Here is a 14,600-nt window from a genome sequence, read left to right as displayed (position 1 = left end):
CTCGCGGCGGAGTGGTGGTCGACGCGCGACGGGGGAGCGCCGGGGTCAGCGGACGAAGGCCTCCGGTGCGCTACCTGCGGACGGGATCGGCACCGCGTCACCACGCAGCGCGAGGACGAGGGCCACCGCCGCGGGGACGACGACGAGCGCAGCGGCCAGCGCGAGGGTCACGGCGTCGGGCGCGACGACGGACTGGCCCCGCTGCGCCTGGACGAACAGCGTGACCATCAGTCCGAGATAGGCCGCCGCGGAGACGGCGACGATGTGGCGTTGCCGACGCACCGTCAGCTGCAGTACGCCGCGACCGACCAGCCACGCGAGGACGAGGGCGACGAGGGGGACGGCCTGCAGGGCGTGGAGGCCGACGAAATGGGCGACGCGGCTGTCACCGAACTCGGTCGACCAGCCCAGCAGGGGCAGGCCCGGACCTCCGTCGGTGGCACCGACGGTGTGGCCTCCCGTCACGGGCCCCGTCCCGGTCTGTCCGGGCCGGGGGCCGGTCATGACATATCCGCTCAGGGCGCCGACGGTCATGAGGAGGACGGCCAGCTGGACCGCGAGCCCGAGTCCGCCGTCGAGCCGCCGCCGCGCGAGGACGACGCCGACGATGATGACGCCGATGGAGAAGATGCCGATGCCTGCACCCATGGCGGCCCAGAGGGCGCTGTCCAGCGGTGTCGCGGTGTTGAAGTGGGAGGCCCTGCCGCGTGCGGCCTGGACCACGAGGATGGCCAGCTCGGCGATCAGGGCCCAGCCGAGCACCTCGAGCGCCGCGCGGGTGGGCCGGCCGCGCTCGATCCGCCCGAAGATCCAGAGCATCACGGGCGCGAAGGCGACGAAGGACAGGGCGAACTTGAGCGGCTTGTTCCAGGCGGGGACGCCGGCAACCAGCGTGGGATCGGCCACGGCGAGCACCGCGGCTACGGGCAGGACGACGACGGCGCAGGCGAGCAGGACCACCAGGGCCGGGCTGACCCGCCATCCGGCCCGCAGCAGGGCGGTCGACCTCACGGCGTCACCGGCTCCGGCAGGGCCGCGGTGCGGGTGTCGGTGCTCCGCAGCAGGTGGTGTTCCCGCCACGCCAGGAAGAGGGGGAAGGTGAACGCGATGGCGACGACGAAGCTCAGGGGGACGAGGAGCCAGACGGCCCGTGACATACCGAGCCGTCTGCCCTCGAGCACCATGAACATGCACGCGACGAACGCGACGACGATGACGTCGACGGCGGCCGACGAGGACGCGGCGCTCGCGAACCAGCCCGCCACGTAGTCCTCACCCGCCGCCATGGAGCGGAGGTTGAAGAACCAGGTGCCCGCGCCGCCGATGACGGCGAGGACCAGGTAGGGGGTGCGCATCGAGTCTCCTCAAGTCGGGTGAACACTGTTCACACAGAGTAGGGTGAACAGTGTTCACCACACAACCCCCAGAGAGAGGTTCCTCCTGTGGCGACCACGCCCCTGACCCTGGATGCCCTGGTGGCGACGAGCCGTGCCCTGCTGGTGGAAGGGGGGTCCGATGCGATCGTCGTCCGGGAGGTGGCGCGCCGCCTCGGCGTCACCGCACCCGCGCTGTACCGGTACGTCAGGGGGCGCGACGACCTGCTGACCCTGCTGATCACCGCGTGCACCGACGAGGCCACCGCGGCGTGCCTGGACGCACTCGCGGCCTGCCGACCGGACGACGTCGAGGGCCGGATCCGCGCCGCGACACTGGCCTTCCGCGCGTGGGCGCTGCAGCACCGGCCCGAGTTCGGCCTCGTCTACGGCACTCCACTGATGCACTACGCCGCGCCCGAGGGTGGCCCCACGGTGGATGCGGGGCGGCGCTTCGGCGGTCTGTTCGGGTCGCTCTTCGTCGACGCGCTGGCGGCGGGCCGGCTCCGCACGGTCGACGACGGCGTCCTGTCGCCGGGCGTGCGCGCCTCGCTCGCCGCGACCGCTGCCCGGCTCGACCTGCCCATGCGTCCCGGGGAGGTCCGTCCCTTCATCGTCGGCTGGCACCGGATGCTCGGGATCGTCTCGGTCGAGGTGGCGGGCCATCTGCGCTGGGTGTTCGGCGAGGACGCCTCGGCCTTCGCCGAGGAGCAGATCGAGGAACTCCTCGCCGACCTCCTGGTGCCCGGCGCGACCTGACGGGGAGGCTCGGGTCCCGTTCACCCACGGCGAAGCGTGCGGTGAAACCCCTGCCGGCCGAAGTTGAGTCGAGTACACTCAATGCAGTCCGGGGAACTGTACGACCAGGGGAGGAACCGCGCGTGGACACCAATTTCACCACCAAGAGCCGTGAGGTGCTGTCGGCGGCGGCCATGAACGCCTCCACGGCGGGCAACGCCCAGATCGACGCACCGCACTTCCTCAAGGCGCTCATGGACCAGCGCGACGGCATCGCCGTCGCGCTCCTGAAGGCCGCCGGCGCCGACCCGGACACCATCAGCGTGCAGGCGAGTTCCGCCATCAAGGCCCTGCCGTCGTCGTCCGGCTCCTCCGTCGCGCAGCCGCAGTTCTCCCGCGGCGCGCTGAATGTCGTCAGCGCAGCCCAGCAGGAGGCCGAGACACTCGGGGACCAGTTCGTCTCGACCGAGCACCTCCTCCTCGCCCTCGCCGCCGACGGCGGGGCCGCGGGGTCGATCCTCCGCGGTCTCGGACTCACCCGCGAAGCGCTCGCCTCGGCCCTGCCCGGCGTGCGGGGTGACCGCCGCGTCACCACCCCCGACCCGGAGAACACCTTCCAGGCTCTCGAGAAGTTCGGCGTGGACCTCACGGAGGTGGCCCGGAGCGGCAGGCTGGATCCCGTGATCGGGCGGGACGCCGAGATCCGCCGCGTGGTCCAGGTCCTCAGCCGGCGCACCAAGAACAATCCGGTGCTCATCGGCGAGCCCGGTGTCGGCAAGACCGCCGTCGTCGAGGGCCTCGCCCAGCGCATGGTCGCCGGTGACGTCCCGGAGTCGCTGCGTGGGAAGACCCTCATCAGCCTCGATCTCGGGTCGATGATCGCGGGTGCCAAGTACCGTGGCGAGTTCGAGGAGCGGCTGAAGGCCGTGCTCGACGAGATCCGCTCGTCCGGCGGCCAGGTGGTCACGTTCATCGACGAGCTCCATACCGTCGTCGGTGCCGGTGCGTCCGAGGGCTCCATGGACGCCGGCAACATGCTCAAGCCCATGCTGGCGCGCGGGGAACTGCGCCTCATCGGCGCGACGACGCTCGACGAGTACCGCGAGAACGTCGAGAAGGACCCGGCGCTGGAACGCCGGTTCCAGCAGGTGTATGTCGGCGAGCCGTCCGTGCCCGACACCATCGGGATCCTGCGTGGCCTGAAGCAGCGGTACGAGGCGCACCACAAGGTCTCCATCGCCGACTCCGCCCTGGTCGCGGCGGCCACCCTGTCCCAGCGCTACATCCCGGGCCGGCAGCTCCCCGACAAGGCGATCGACCTCGTCGACGAGGCGGCTTCACGCCTCCGCATGGAGATCGACTCCGCACCCGTGGAGATCGACGAGCTGCGTCGGTCCCTGGAGCGCATGCACATGGAGGAGATGGCCCTCTCCCGGGAGAAGGACGAGGCATCCGCCGAACGGCTCCAGGCGCTGCGCGCCGAGATGGCCGACCGCCAGGAGGAACTGGACGGACTCAATGCGCGGTGGGAGGCCGAGAAGGCAGGTCTCAACCGCGTGGGTGACCTCAAGGCCTCGCTCGACGACCTGCGCTCGCACGCCGACCGTGCCCAGCGGGAAGGCGACCTCGAGACGGCGTCGCGCATCCTGTACGGCGAGATCCCCCGGGTGGAGCGCGAGCTGCGGGAGGCCCAGGCGGCGGAGGAGCAGACGGCGAACACTCCCGATCTCATGGTCGCCGAGGAGGTCTCGGCGAACGACATCGCCGAGGTGATCTCCGCGTGGACGGGAATCCCCGCCGGTCGCATGCTGCAGGGCGAGAGCGAGAAGCTGCTCGCCATGGAGGAGGTCATCGGTGCCCGCCTGATCGGGCAGCGGACGGCTGTCGCGGCGGTCTCCGACGCCGTGCGGCGGGCCCGCGCCGGCGTGTCCGATCCGAACCGGCCCACAGGATCCTTCCTCTTCCTCGGTCCGACCGGCGTCGGCAAGACGGAACTCGCCAAGGCGCTCGCGGACTTCCTGTTCGACAACGAGCGGGCCATGATCCGGATCGACATGTCCGAGTACTCGGAGAAGCACTCCGTCGCGCGGCTGGTCGGCGCACCGCCGGGGTACGTGGGCTACGAGGAGGGCGGCCAGCTCACCGAGGCGGTCCGCCGCCGGCCCTACAGCGTGGTGCTGCTCGACGAGGTGGAGAAGGCCCACCCCGAGGTCTTCGACCTGCTCCTGCAGGTGCTCGATGACGGTCGCCTCACCGATGGTCAGGGCCGCACGGTGGACTTCCGGAACGTGATCCTCGTGCTGACCTCGAACCTGGGGTCGCAGTTCCTCGTGGATCCGTCCCTCGACGATGCCGCGAAGCGGTCGGGCGTGATGGCCTCCGTCAATGCCGCCTTCCGGCCCGAGTTCCTCAACAGGCTCGACGACGTCGTGATCTTCGATCCGCTGGGCCTCGATGAGCTCTCGCGGATCGTCGACCTGCAGGTCCGCGCGCTGGGTGACAGGCTGCGCGACCGTCGGCTCGAGCTCGAGGTCAGTGCCGCCGCGGGAGAATGGCTCGCCCTGACCGGGTTCGATCCGGCGTACGGAGCCCGACCGCTGCGCCGGCTCGTGCAGCGCGAGATCGGCGACCGGCTGGCGCGGGGCATCCTGGCGGGTGAGATCGTCGACGGCGACACCGTCGTCGTGGACCGCCCCGGGGCGGACGCCCTGGACCCGGACGGAGCCGAGGGCCTGGTGGTGCGTGCCGCCCGCTGAGCAGGGCGGAACCGGCCGAGCACGCAGGAGGGGAGGGACCGCAGGGTCCCTCCCCTCCTGCGTGCCGTGCCTAGGGGGCCAGGAGGCTCTGCTCGATCGCGTCGCCGTTCTCCACGACGGCGAAGCAGTCGACGCGCCGGTCCCCGTCCGCCCACGTCTCGGCAGTGGGGGTCGCCCGCAGCAGGGTGACCTGCAGATCGGCCGTGACGACGTCCGGATCGATGTCCTCCGACGCCGAGGCGCACGCAGCCTCCGCGCGGAGGCCGAGCTGGTCCCGCCCGGGGAAGTCGGCGTCCTCCGGGTACTCCTCGGTGGCCACGAGCTGTGCGTTGTGGGGCTCGGTGCACCGGACCAGCACCGCCTCCTCGGTGATCACGGTGAAGTCCGCGAGGCACTCACCCGCCGCGATCGACGACGGGTCCACACGGTCCTCGTCCTCGGACCCGCCGAAGAGGGCCACCAGTACCCACACCAGGAGGCCGAGGAGGACCACTGCGCCGCCGACGAGCAGGAGGAGGGGACGGCCGCCGCGACGTGAGCGTGTACGGTCGCGCTTCGGGTGCCCGTCCGTCCCGCCGTCCGGCGTCGTGGGGATCCAGGCCCTCGCGCCCCGAGCGGACCGGCCGCCGTCCGCTTCTCCCGAGGGCAGCCCGGCGGTGACTCCTGCGGCTCCCGCGTCTCCTGCGGCGGCTGCCGTGCTCACGGACGCAGGATCGGTGCCCGGATAGACGCCCGGATCGCCGAGGCCGACCTCGCCGCCGCGTGGGGCGAAGGCGTAGGGTCCGCCGACGGGATCCGTGTCCAGGGCCGCTTCCGTGCCCTGAGGATCGACCGCCGGCGAGCCTGGAGGCAGTGCTCCCGCGTCGGTGCCTGCGTCGCCGCCCTTTTCGACGTCTTGATCGCTGCCCGGACCGGTGCCCGGTCGGCCAGTCACCGCACCGTCATGTCCCGCGCCGGCCGAGGCCTCCGGCTCGTGGCCGGGACGCCCCGGTACCTGCTCCTCGTCACTCATGGTGGGTCGCTGTCTCCTCGTGGTTCCTTGGCTCGTCGTCGGGGCCCTCCGGCATCGATGTCGACTCTAGCGACAAACCCGCCGCCGTCACGGTCCTCGTCCTCCGCGGGACGCCCGCGGGCTCGTTCGGGGCAGGCCGGGGCATCGTGTCCGCGCCTCGACCGCCCGGCATGGGGGTGTCCTCGAAAGCATGTAACCTATACTTACGACAAATTGACCGAATACTCCGGGGCCTCGCTGCAGCCTTGGGCCTCGCGCCCCAGTGACCACCTCCGGATCGACGCAAAAAGGGGGTCACGCCATGGGGCGCGGCCGTCAAAAGGCAAAAGCTACCAAGCAGGCACGGGACATGAAGTATTTCAGCCCGTCCACTGATTATTCGGCACTGCAGCGAGAGCTCACAGGCCCGGGTAGTCGTGCTTCCACCCGACGTACCGAACCCATCGAGCCGGTCGAGCCTGACTACTCGGAATATGCGGACAAGTACGCCGACGAGGTCGACGACGACGGTGAGGGGAGCGGCACGCGCCGCACCGGCTGACCCGGCTCCGGCATCCATCGGTGAACCGCACACGGCGCATCAGCCCTGACGGGCGATGCGCCGTTCTGTGTGCCCGGAAAGCGACGAAGGGTGGCCTCGCGCTCCGGGCTCCACGCCGCGTCCGCGCACGCCGGTCCGCAAGGCACTGCCGCCGGGCAGACCGGGCGTCCTCGTCAGGCGGGTGAGGCGAGCAGGGGCTGGAAGGCCAGTTCGGCCGCCCCGACGAGGAGCAGCTCCGGCCCCAGTGCCGCGCGGCGGACGTCGACCCGTCCTGCCAGCGATGCCTCGTTCACCGCGTCCTCGAGGCGAGCGCCGGCGAAACCGACGAGTGAACCCAGGAAACCGCCGAGCACGATCAGCTCGGGGTCGAAGATGTTGACGAAGTCGACGAGGGCGACGGCGAGCAGCCCCACCTGCCGTTCCGCTTCGGCGAGGACCTCCTTGCCGGGGTCTCCGGACAGCAGGCGTTCCAGGGCCTCGATGCCTCCCCCGTCTGCTTCTGCAGCCTCCAGCAGGCGTTCCAGCCGCACCTCGGCGTCGAGGCAGCCGGACCGGCCGCAGTGGCAGGGCGATCCGCCCGGGCTGACGAGGGTGTGCCCCAGTTCGCCGCCGTACCCGCGGCTGCCGACCAGTTGCGCGCCGCCGGTCACGATCCCGCCGCCGATGCCACTCGCGCTCCCATTGAGGTAGACGGCATCCGCAACACCGAGGGCGGCGCCGAAGATGCTCTCGGCCAGCGATCCGAGCGAGGCATCGTTCGCCGCCACGGCCGGCAGCGCCAGTGCCGAGCCGAAGGGTCCGGTGAGGTCGGTGTCCCGCCAGCCGAGGTGCGGCGCCACGAGGACGCGGCCGGTCCCGGCATTGACCAGCCCGGGCAGGGCGATCCCCACCCCGAGCAGGCGGTCGAGGCCTGTGAGGACGGGTTCGAGATCGGCCACGATCTCCCCGGTGAGGCGGACGGTGTCGTCGAGGGTGGGCAGGGTGTCGGTCTCCCGCCGGACGCGAGCGTGCACCCGGCCGCCGAGCCCGACGACGCCGACCGTCAGGGCGTCGATGTCCGGATTGACGGCGAGGACGGCGATACCGGGGTTGGCCTCGACGATCGGGCTGGGCCGTCCCACGCGGCCGCCGGTGGGCTCCGTCTCGCGGACCAGGTTCTTCCCGGTCAGGGCGAGGACGAGGGCGCCGACGGTCGATCGGTTGAAACCCGTGCGCCGGGTCAGCTCCGAGCGGGAGAGGGGGCCGTGGCGGTGGACCATCGTCAGGATCTGGGACAGGTTCTGCGCGCGGAGACCCTCGGTACCGTTCAGTGTGCCGGGTGACGACCGCACGTCCTGGCCTCCTTCGCTCCGCAGGAGGCCTCCGCCCACCTGATCAGGCCCCATCGTATCCAGACCCTCGACGGAGCCGCTGCCCGGGTGGCGGTCAGGCGCGCTGCTGGGCGGCCGTCGTAGCCCGTGCCGACCCCTCGGACGGGGCCGCGGTGCTCTGGCGGACCACCAGGCTGGTCGCGAGGTCGAGCCTCAGGTTGTTGGGCCGCTCGCCGTCCCGCAGCCGGAGGACCATCCGCGTGGCCTCCTCCGCCATCTGGATGAGCGGCTGGTGGACGGTGGTCAGGGCCGGGCTGGACCACTGCGCCAGCTGCAGGTCGTCGTACCCGACGATCGAGAGCTCGTCCGGCACGCGGAGGCCGATCTGACGGGCGGCGTCGAGCACGCCGAGCGCCTGCAGGTCGCTGCCCGCGAAGATGGCGGTGGGCGGGTGCGGCCTGCGGAGCAGGGTGAACGCGTGGTCGCGTCCGCCGTCCACGTGGAAGTTGCCGTACCGGATGAAGCCTGGTTCGATCGGCAGGCCGGCCATGCCCATCGCGGACCGGTAGCCGTCGATGCGTGCGAGGGAGCACATCATGTCCTCGGGGCCGCTGATGGTGGCGATCCTCGTGTGGCCCAGATCGATCAGGTGGCGCGTGGCCATCATGCCGCCCGACCAGTTCGCCGACCCGACGGACGGGACGTCGGGGGAGGGGTCGCCCGCGGGATCGATGATGACGAACGGGATGGAGCGGGCTGCCAGCTTGGCCCGATAGTCCTGCGGCAGGTCGGAGAAGACGAGCACGACGCCGGCGGGACGGCGGGCCATCACGCCCTCGATCCACTCCGGGCCGGGGGCGTGCCGCGTCCCTGACTCGGTCAGGACCACGCTCATCCCGTGTTCGCGCGCCACGTTCTCCACCCCGCGGATCAGCTCCAGCGCCCAGGCGCTCTCGAGCTCGTGGAAGACGAGTTCCACCAGGGCGGACTGACTGGCGGACACGAGGCGGCGCCGGTACCCATGCTCCTCGAGGAGCTCCTCAACTTTCGATCGGGTTTTCGAGGAGACGTCGGACCGGCCGTTCAGCACCTTGGAGATGGTGGAGAGGGAGACGCCCGCCGCAGTTGCCAGCTGGGCGAGGGTGACGCGCGGTTCTTCCGCCGGGATCGACATGCGGGACAGCTTACCTCGGCGCCTGAGCGCGATGCAGGCGCCGCCAGGTGCGGAGTATGCCCCGCTGCGGAGAGGATCTCGTGCTGAGGCGTGACCGGCGGAAGCTCTCGGCACCACCTGGCTATCGACGCAGATGTCAAAACTTTCGGACGGCGTTCACCCAGGAACTTCTGACCCTGGCTGTCCCGCAGCGCCGGCGGACGCCGCGGTGGGCCGTCCGGCGCCCCGGTGAACAGGCGCGAATCCCGGCATCCGCGGTGGCGCCCGGTTCCGCCCCCGTGGTTATCTGGCTTCATGACCTCCCACGACGACACCCCGCTGCCGGACGAAGCCCGTCTCCGCGAAAGGGCGGACGCCCTGACACAGCCGGGGCGCTCCTGGGACTCCGACGAGCAGGGCTGGATCCGCGAGAACCTCCGCGAGGCGATCGACCACCTCGTGAGCGAGGGCTACACGGTCCGCGGTGGCCAGGGCCAGGATCCCGAGCTGATCGACCCCGGCGGGTCGGCCGTGGAGACCTGGCGTGAGGACTACCCCTACGACGAGCGCGTCACGCGACAGGCCTACGAGCTGGAGAAGTACCGGTTGCAGATCGAGCTTCTCAAGTTTCAGTACTGGGGGCAGGACCACGACCTGCGGCACGTGATCGTCTTCGAAGGCAGGGATGCCGCGGGCAAGGGCGGCACCATCAAACGGTTCTCCGAGCACCTCAATCCGCGTGCTGCACGGTCCGTGGCGCTGGGCAAGCCGTCGGACCGGGAACAGGGCCAGTGGTACTTCCAGCGCTACGTCCAGCACCTGCCGACCACCGGGGAGATCGTGATGTTCGACCGCTCCTGGTACAACCGGGCGAATGTGGAGCGGGTCATGGGGTTCTGCACGGACGACGAGTACGAGACCTTCATGCAGCAGGTACCCGGATACGAGAAGATGCTGGTGGATTCCGGGATTCATCTCACGAAGTTCTGGTTCTCCGTCACGCGTCGCGAGCAGCGGACCCGCTTCGCCATCCGGCAGATCGACCCCGTGCGCCGGTGGAAGCTGTCCCCCATGGACCTCGCGTCCCTCGATCGCTGGGACGACTACACGGCGGCGAAGGAGGCGATGTTCCTGCGGACGGACACCGATCATGCGCCCTGGATCACGGTACGGTCGAACGACAAGAAGCGCGCGCGGCTCAATGCCATGCGCTACTTCCTGGACCAGTTCGACTACGAGGACAAGGATCCGGACGTGGTGTACGGAGCGGATCCGCTGATCGTCCAGCGCGGCCGCGACGCCGTGGGTGACTAGCGCCCGTGCGGCTGATCCTGATCCGGCACGGCCAGACCCCGAGCAATGTGGTCGGAGCGCTGGACACGGCGTTTCCCGGAGCGCCACTCACGGCCCTCGGCGAAGCGCAGGCCGCGGCTCTTCCGGTGGCCCTGGCCCGTGAGCCGATCGTCGGCATCCATGCCTCGCCCTGCTGCGGACGCAGCTCACCGCGGCACCCCTCGGCGCTGCGCGGTCCCTGTCGGTGCAGGTGGTGCCCGGGCTCGAGGAGATCACGGCGGGCGCCCTGGAGATGCGCGCCGACGCGGTGGCCCGCCAGGAGTGCGCTGCCTGCCTGGTCGGCTGGATGCACGGTGACCTCGACCGGACGCTCCCCGGCGGGGCGGACGGGCACGGCTTCCTCGAACGGTTCGATGCCGCGATAGGTCGCCTCGCCCGGTCATACCGGGACCAGCACACCGTCGCCGTCGTCACCCACGGTGCAGCGATCCGCGTCTACACGGCCATCCGCTCCGGGATGCACGGCGATCGGGCCGCGCAGCTGGACATCCGGAACACGGGCGCCGAAGTTCTCGACGGGTGCCCGACCGTCGGCTGGCACCTGGAGGCATGGCACCCCGAACCGCTCGGTGGCCCGAAGCCGGCGGACCACTCGGCCACCGACGTGACAGGCGAGAGTGCGGAGCAGGTCGCCGAGGAGTCGCCGCACCCCGGCTGAGGCGGGAGGTGCGGGTAGCCTCGCAGGCAACGGCACTGCAAGCATGCCGACGGACCCTTGGCAAGCGGCACTGACGGCCGGATCTCGGCTGCGCTGCGGACAACGCCCTCCTGCGGCTGACGATCGGCGCGCAAGGACGCGCCGAGCGGTCCGTCCGGAGCGTCGTGCGGCTCGAAGGTGCACGGTGGGCAACTTAAGGAGCTTGCGCGGACCAGCACCACTGCGTCACGGTAGTAAGCAGACTGATCATCCCGATCCGGAGCAGGAGCCGGCCGGGCTGGTCATCCCTACTCACCAAGGAGCGCGAGCATCATGTCAACAGCAGAGAACACATCGGGTGCGAGCACCCCGAAGAGCCGGCGGAACGATGTCGTCGCGGCGGAGAAGGAGCAGTTCGGCGGCATCAAGTTCGGGTCGGCGTTCTTCGGGTGGCTGACGGCGATCGGCCTGACCGTCATCCTCAGCGCGTTGGCGACGGCGATCGGCGTCGGCATCGGGGCCTCCACCTCCAGCAGCGCGAACGAGGCGGCCGACCAGGCCCAGCAGAACGCCCAGACCATCGGGATCGTGAGCGGGATCGTCCTCGCCGTGATCCTGTTCATCGCCTACTACTGCGGCGGGTACGTGGCCGGCCGGATGGCCCGGTTCGACGGCGCCAAGCAGGGCCTCGCCGTCTGGCTGTGGGGCATCATCGTCGCGATCGTCCTCGCGATCCTCGCCGCGGTCGCCGGCGACCAGTTCAACGTGCTCTCGAACCTCAACGGTGCGCCCAGCATCCGCTTCGACCGGGACATGCTGACCGCCAGCGGCCTCATCGCCCTGGCCATCGCCCTCCTCGTCCCGCTCGTCGCGGCGATCCTCGGTGGCAAGGCGGGCATGCACTTCCACCGCAAGGTCGACCAGGTCGGTATCGACCACCAGACCCACCGGTAGGCTGCGCGGGCCTCGAGAGCAGAAAGGCACCCCCGGTCGGGGGTGCCTTTCCGCTGTGCGCGGGATGTCAGAACGAGAGCGACGCCAGGGCTGACCGGTACTGCTCGCGGATCACCGGCCGGTGGTCCGACGCACGGTCCTCGAGGGTGGCGACCGGCCAGGCCGGCCGTGCTCCGGCGAGGACCCACGCCGCCTGGACCGCCGCGCCCCGCGCCACGTACTCCCCGGGCGCCGGGATGCGGACGGGCAGGTCGAAGACCTGTGCGGCCACGTCCTGGACCGCTCCGTTCTGGGTGGCGCCGCCGATCAGCAGGAGGTGCCGGGGGACGACGCCGGCTGCGCGGACGGCGTCCAGTGCGTCGGCCAGGCCGCAGAGCATGCCCTCGATGGCCGCACGGGCCATGTTCCCCCGGGTGGCCGAGGCGATGCTCAGGTTGTGGAAGCTCGCCTTGGCCGTCGGCAGGTTGGGTGTGCGCTCACCCTCGAAGTAGGGGACGAGGACGACGCCCCCTGCCCCCGGTCCGGCGCTGCGGGCAAGCTCCGCGAGTCCGTCGTGATCGACCCCCAGCACGTTCGCGACGGACGAGAGGACCCGCGCGGCGTTGAGCGTCGCCACGAGGGGCAGGAACAGCCCGCTGGCATCGGCGAAGCCGGCCACGGTCCCGGACGCGTCCGCCACGGCGTCCGCGGCGACGGCGAAGACCGTGCCACTGGTCCCGAGGGACACGACGACGTCCCCCTCCTCCGCGCCGAGCCCCAGGGCGGCGCCGGCGTTGTCGCCCGCGCCGGGTCCGAGGACGATGCGCCGGTCGGCCGACGCGAGGTGGGCGGCGTGCACCGTCCCAGCTGCAGCGGCAGGTCCCAGCACGCGCGGAAGTACGACGGCGTCCGGGTCCCCGGCGTCCCCGGCCTGCGCCTCGCGGGCCGGGCGGCCCAGCATCTGCTCGAAGAGCGGGAGGTCGTAATCCCCGGTGGTCGGATTCCAGTAGGCGGTGCCGCTCGCGTCCGAGCGGTCGGTCACGAGTTCGTCGAGCACCGGTCCGAGCGGCGACCCACCGTCGGGTCCGAAGCCGCGCAGCCGCCAGGTCAGCCAGTCGTGCGGCAGGGCCACGGCGGCGATGCCCGGGACGACGTCGGGTTCGGCGTCACGGACCCACCGCACCTTCGTGCCGGTGAAGGACGCCACGGGCGCGGACCCGGTGCGGGCCACCAGGTCCGCGAGGCCGAGTTCGCCGATCAGGTCCTCGGCAGCGCCCGCGGACCGGGTGTCGTTCCACAGGAGCGCGTCCCGCAGGACCCTGCCGTCGTGGCCCAGCAGCACCATGCCGTGCTGCTGGCCGGCGATCGCCAGGCCGTCGACGTCGGAGCCGAGGCCGTCCGCCTCCTCCAGTGCGGCGAGCAGTGCCTGCCACCACGCTTCCGGGTCGACCTCCGTGCCCTCCGGGTGGAGGGCACGTCCGGTGCGGACCTCGGCGCCGGTCGCGGTGTCGACGACGACGACCTTGCAGCTCTGCGTCGAGGAGTCGACGCCGGTGACGAGGGCCATGGATCAGCGGGCCCCGAGGAGGTGCTCGATGAAGAGCTGCTGCAGCTTCACGAAGCCGAAGCCCTTGCCGTTGAAGTAGGCGTCGGCGTCGAAGTCCTCGTAGGCGGAGCGGTCGGCGCGCAGGGCCTCGTAGCCCTCCCCGCTGTTCAGCGTGGGTTCGTTGATCTCGGAGACGCGCGAGGCGGACAGTGCGGCCTGCACCTCGGGATCCGCACGGAAGGCCGCGGCGCGTTCCTTGAGCAGGAGGTAGGTCTGCATGTTCGCGGCAGCCGAGTCCCAGACGCCGTCCATGTCCTCGGTGCGGCTCGGCTTGTAGTCGAAGTGGCGGGGGCCGTCGTAGGCAGGGCCGCCGTCGGGCCCGCCGTTCTCGAGCAGATCCACGAGCGAGAAGGCGTTCTGCAGGTCGCCGTGGCCGAACACCAGGTCCTGGTCGAACTTGATGCTCCGCTGGCCGTTGAGGTCGATGTGGAACAGCTTGCCCTGGTAGAGCGCCTGCGCGATCCCGTGCGTGAAGTTCAGGCCGGCCATCTGCTCGTGGCCCGTCTCGGGGTTGATGCCGACGAGCTCGGGGCGCTCGAGGGTCTCGATGAAGGCCATCGCGTGTCCGAGCGTGGGCAGCAGGATGTCGCCGCGCGGCTCGTTGGGCTTCGGCTCGATCGCGAAGCGGATGTCGTAGCCCTTGTCGGTGACGTAGTCGCCGAGCAGGTTGACGGCCTCGCGGTAGCGCTCGAGGGCGCCGCGGATGTCCTTGGCGGCGTCGTACTCGCTGCCCTCGCGTCCACCCCACATCACGAAGGTCTTCGCGCCGAGCTCCGCGGCGAGGTCGATGTTGTCGAGGACCTTGCGCAGGGCGAAGCGGCGGACGCCGCGGTCGTTGCTGGTGAAGCCGCCGTCCTTGAAGACGGGGTGGCTGAAGAGGTTCGTGGTGACCATCGGGACGATCAGGCCCGTGGAGTCGAGGGCGCCCTTCAGGCGGTCGATCTGGCTCCGGCGCTCGTCGGCCGTCGAACCGAAGGGGAAGAGGTCGTCGTCGTGGAAGGTGATGCCGTACGCGCCGAGGTCGCTGAGGCGGTTGACGGCCTCGACGGCGTCGAGGGGCGGGCGGGTCGCGGAGCCGAACTGGTCCTGGGCTTCCCAGCCCACCGTCCAGAGTCCGAAGGAGAATTTGTCGTCGCGGGTGGGCTCGATCGCCATTGAGTGCTCCAGAGGGTGTGTGACGAATATGTT

12 protein-coding genes and 1 pseudogene are annotated in these 14,600 nt (G+C 70.9%); 6 read left to right on the top strand and 7 right to left on the bottom strand.

Annotation, left to right across the window (positions count from 1 at the left end; translation table 11 throughout):
* Nucleotides 1-45: 45 nt before the first annotated feature.
* The gene (locus ACTIMO_RS00430) at nucleotides 46-1,011 is read right to left on the bottom strand and encodes a hypothetical protein (RefSeq protein WP_448181114.1); all 966 of its coding nucleotides are present in this window, start codon (nucleotides 1,009-1,011) and stop codon (nucleotides 46-48) included.
* Nucleotides 1,008-1,355 (bottom strand): DUF2834 domain-containing protein, encoded by a 348-nt coding sequence (locus ACTIMO_RS00425; RefSeq protein WP_055767365.1) that lies wholly within the window; start codon nucleotides 1,353-1,355, stop codon nucleotides 1,008-1,010. Before ACTIMO_RS00425 ends, ACTIMO_RS00430 begins: the two co-directional genes overlap by 4 nt.
* 87 nt (nucleotides 1,356-1,442) lie before the next feature.
* On the opposite strand from ACTIMO_RS00425, the gene ACTIMO_RS00420 reads away from it, so the two are divergent.
* Nucleotides 1,443-2,132 carry a TetR/AcrR family transcriptional regulator gene (locus ACTIMO_RS00420; RefSeq protein WP_448181113.1) on the top strand — a complete coding sequence of 230 codons (690 nt, stop codon included), beginning with the start codon at nucleotides 1,443-1,445 and terminating at the stop codon, nucleotides 2,130-2,132.
* A 122-nt stretch (nucleotides 2,133-2,254) separates the two neighbouring features.
* Nucleotides 2,255-4,867 (top strand): ATP-dependent chaperone ClpB, encoded by a 2,613-nt coding sequence (gene clpB / locus ACTIMO_RS00415; protein WP_448181112.1) that lies wholly within the window; start codon nucleotides 2,255-2,257, stop codon nucleotides 4,865-4,867.
* Between the two features lie 70 nt (nucleotides 4,868-4,937).
* Here clpB and ACTIMO_RS00410 read toward each other — a convergent pair whose 3' ends face one another.
* Nucleotides 4,938-5,879, bottom strand: a complete 942-nt coding sequence (locus tag ACTIMO_RS00410; RefSeq protein WP_448181111.1) for a septum formation family protein — start codon at nucleotides 5,877-5,879, stop codon at nucleotides 4,938-4,940.
* A gap of 301 nt (nucleotides 5,880-6,180) precedes the next feature.
* On the opposite strand from ACTIMO_RS00410, the gene ACTIMO_RS00405 reads away from it, so the two are divergent.
* The gene (locus tag ACTIMO_RS00405) at nucleotides 6,181-6,420 is read left to right on the top strand and encodes a DUF3073 domain-containing protein (RefSeq protein ID WP_055767377.1); all 240 of its coding nucleotides are present in this window, start codon (nucleotides 6,181-6,183) and stop codon (nucleotides 6,418-6,420) included.
* A gap of 173 nt (nucleotides 6,421-6,593) precedes the next feature.
* Here ACTIMO_RS00405 and ACTIMO_RS00400 read toward each other — a convergent pair whose 3' ends face one another.
* Together ACTIMO_RS00400 and ACTIMO_RS00395 are read right to left on the bottom strand one after the other, a co-directional pair.
* Complete coding sequence (locus ACTIMO_RS00400) at nucleotides 6,594-7,751, bottom strand: ROK family protein (RefSeq protein ID WP_448181110.1); 1,158 nt, start codon at nucleotides 7,749-7,751, stop codon at nucleotides 6,594-6,596.
* A 94-nt stretch (nucleotides 7,752-7,845) separates the two neighbouring features.
* Nucleotides 7,846-8,904 (bottom strand): LacI family DNA-binding transcriptional regulator, encoded by a 1,059-nt coding sequence (locus ACTIMO_RS00395; RefSeq protein ID WP_448181109.1) that lies wholly within the window; start codon nucleotides 8,902-8,904, stop codon nucleotides 7,846-7,848.
* A gap of 294 nt (nucleotides 8,905-9,198) precedes the next feature.
* Between ACTIMO_RS00395 and ppk2 the strand changes: the two genes are divergently transcribed.
* The 3 genes and pseudogenes from ppk2 (at nucleotide 9,199) to ACTIMO_RS00380 (ending at nucleotide 11,827) form a co-directional block, all read left to right on the top strand.
* Entirely contained in the window at nucleotides 9,199-10,197 is a 999-nt protein-coding gene (gene ppk2, locus ACTIMO_RS00390) for a polyphosphate kinase 2 (protein WP_422390628.1), read from the top strand.
* A 5-nt stretch (nucleotides 10,198-10,202) separates the two neighbouring features.
* Nucleotides 10,203-10,894, top strand: a pseudogene (locus ACTIMO_RS00385) (histidine phosphatase family protein).
* A gap of 312 nt (nucleotides 10,895-11,206) precedes the next feature.
* On the top strand, nucleotides 11,207-11,827 hold the full coding sequence (locus tag ACTIMO_RS00380) for a hypothetical protein (protein WP_448181108.1): 621 nt from the start codon (nucleotides 11,207-11,209) through the stop codon (nucleotides 11,825-11,827).
* Between the two features lie 67 nt (nucleotides 11,828-11,894).
* Here ACTIMO_RS00380 and ACTIMO_RS00375 read toward each other — a convergent pair whose 3' ends face one another.
* Nucleotides 11,895-13,373: a xylulokinase gene (locus ACTIMO_RS00375; RefSeq protein ID WP_448181107.1), complete on the bottom strand. Its 1,479-nt coding sequence runs from the start codon at nucleotides 13,371-13,373 to the stop codon at nucleotides 11,895-11,897.
* Nucleotides 13,374-13,376: 3 nt separating this feature from the next.
* Complete coding sequence (xylA, locus tag ACTIMO_RS00370) at nucleotides 13,377-14,567, bottom strand: xylose isomerase (protein WP_448181106.1); 1,191 nt, start codon at nucleotides 14,565-14,567, stop codon at nucleotides 13,377-13,379.
* Nucleotides 14,568-14,600: the final 33 nt, after the last annotated feature.

It is taken from the genome of Arthrobacter sp. CP30, from assembly GCF_053470025.1.
The sequence above is the reverse complement of the archived record's forward strand: the minus strand, read 5'-3'. Positions and strand labels throughout refer to the sequence as shown.

Coding starts and splice junctions, on each gene's coding strand:
- ACTIMO_RS00425 (WP_055767365.1), bottom strand. CDS start 1,355: ATGCGCACCCCCTACCTGGTCCTCGCCGTCATCGGCGGCGCGGGCACC.
- ACTIMO_RS00410 (WP_448181111.1), bottom strand. CDS start 5,879: ATGAGTGACGAGGAGCAGGTACCGGGGCGTCCCGGCCACGAGCCGGAG.
- ACTIMO_RS00405 (WP_055767377.1), top strand. CDS start 6,181: ATGGGGCGCGGCCGTCAAAAGGCAAAAGCTACCAAGCAGGCACGGGAC.
- ACTIMO_RS00395 (WP_448181109.1), bottom strand. CDS start 8,904: ATGTCGATCCCGGCGGAAGAACCGCGCGTCACCCTCGCCCAGCTGGCA.
- ppk2 (WP_422390628.1), top strand. CDS start 9,199: ATGACCTCCCACGACGACACCCCGCTGCCGGACGAAGCCCGTCTCCGC.
- ACTIMO_RS00380 (WP_448181108.1), top strand. CDS start 11,207: ATGTCAACAGCAGAGAACACATCGGGTGCGAGCACCCCGAAGAGCCGG.
- ACTIMO_RS00375 (WP_448181107.1), bottom strand. CDS start 13,373: ATGGCCCTCGTCACCGGCGTCGACTCCTCGACGCAGAGCTGCAAGGTC.
- xylA (WP_448181106.1), bottom strand. CDS start 14,567: ATGGCGATCGAGCCCACCCGCGACGACAAATTCTCCTTCGGACTCTGG.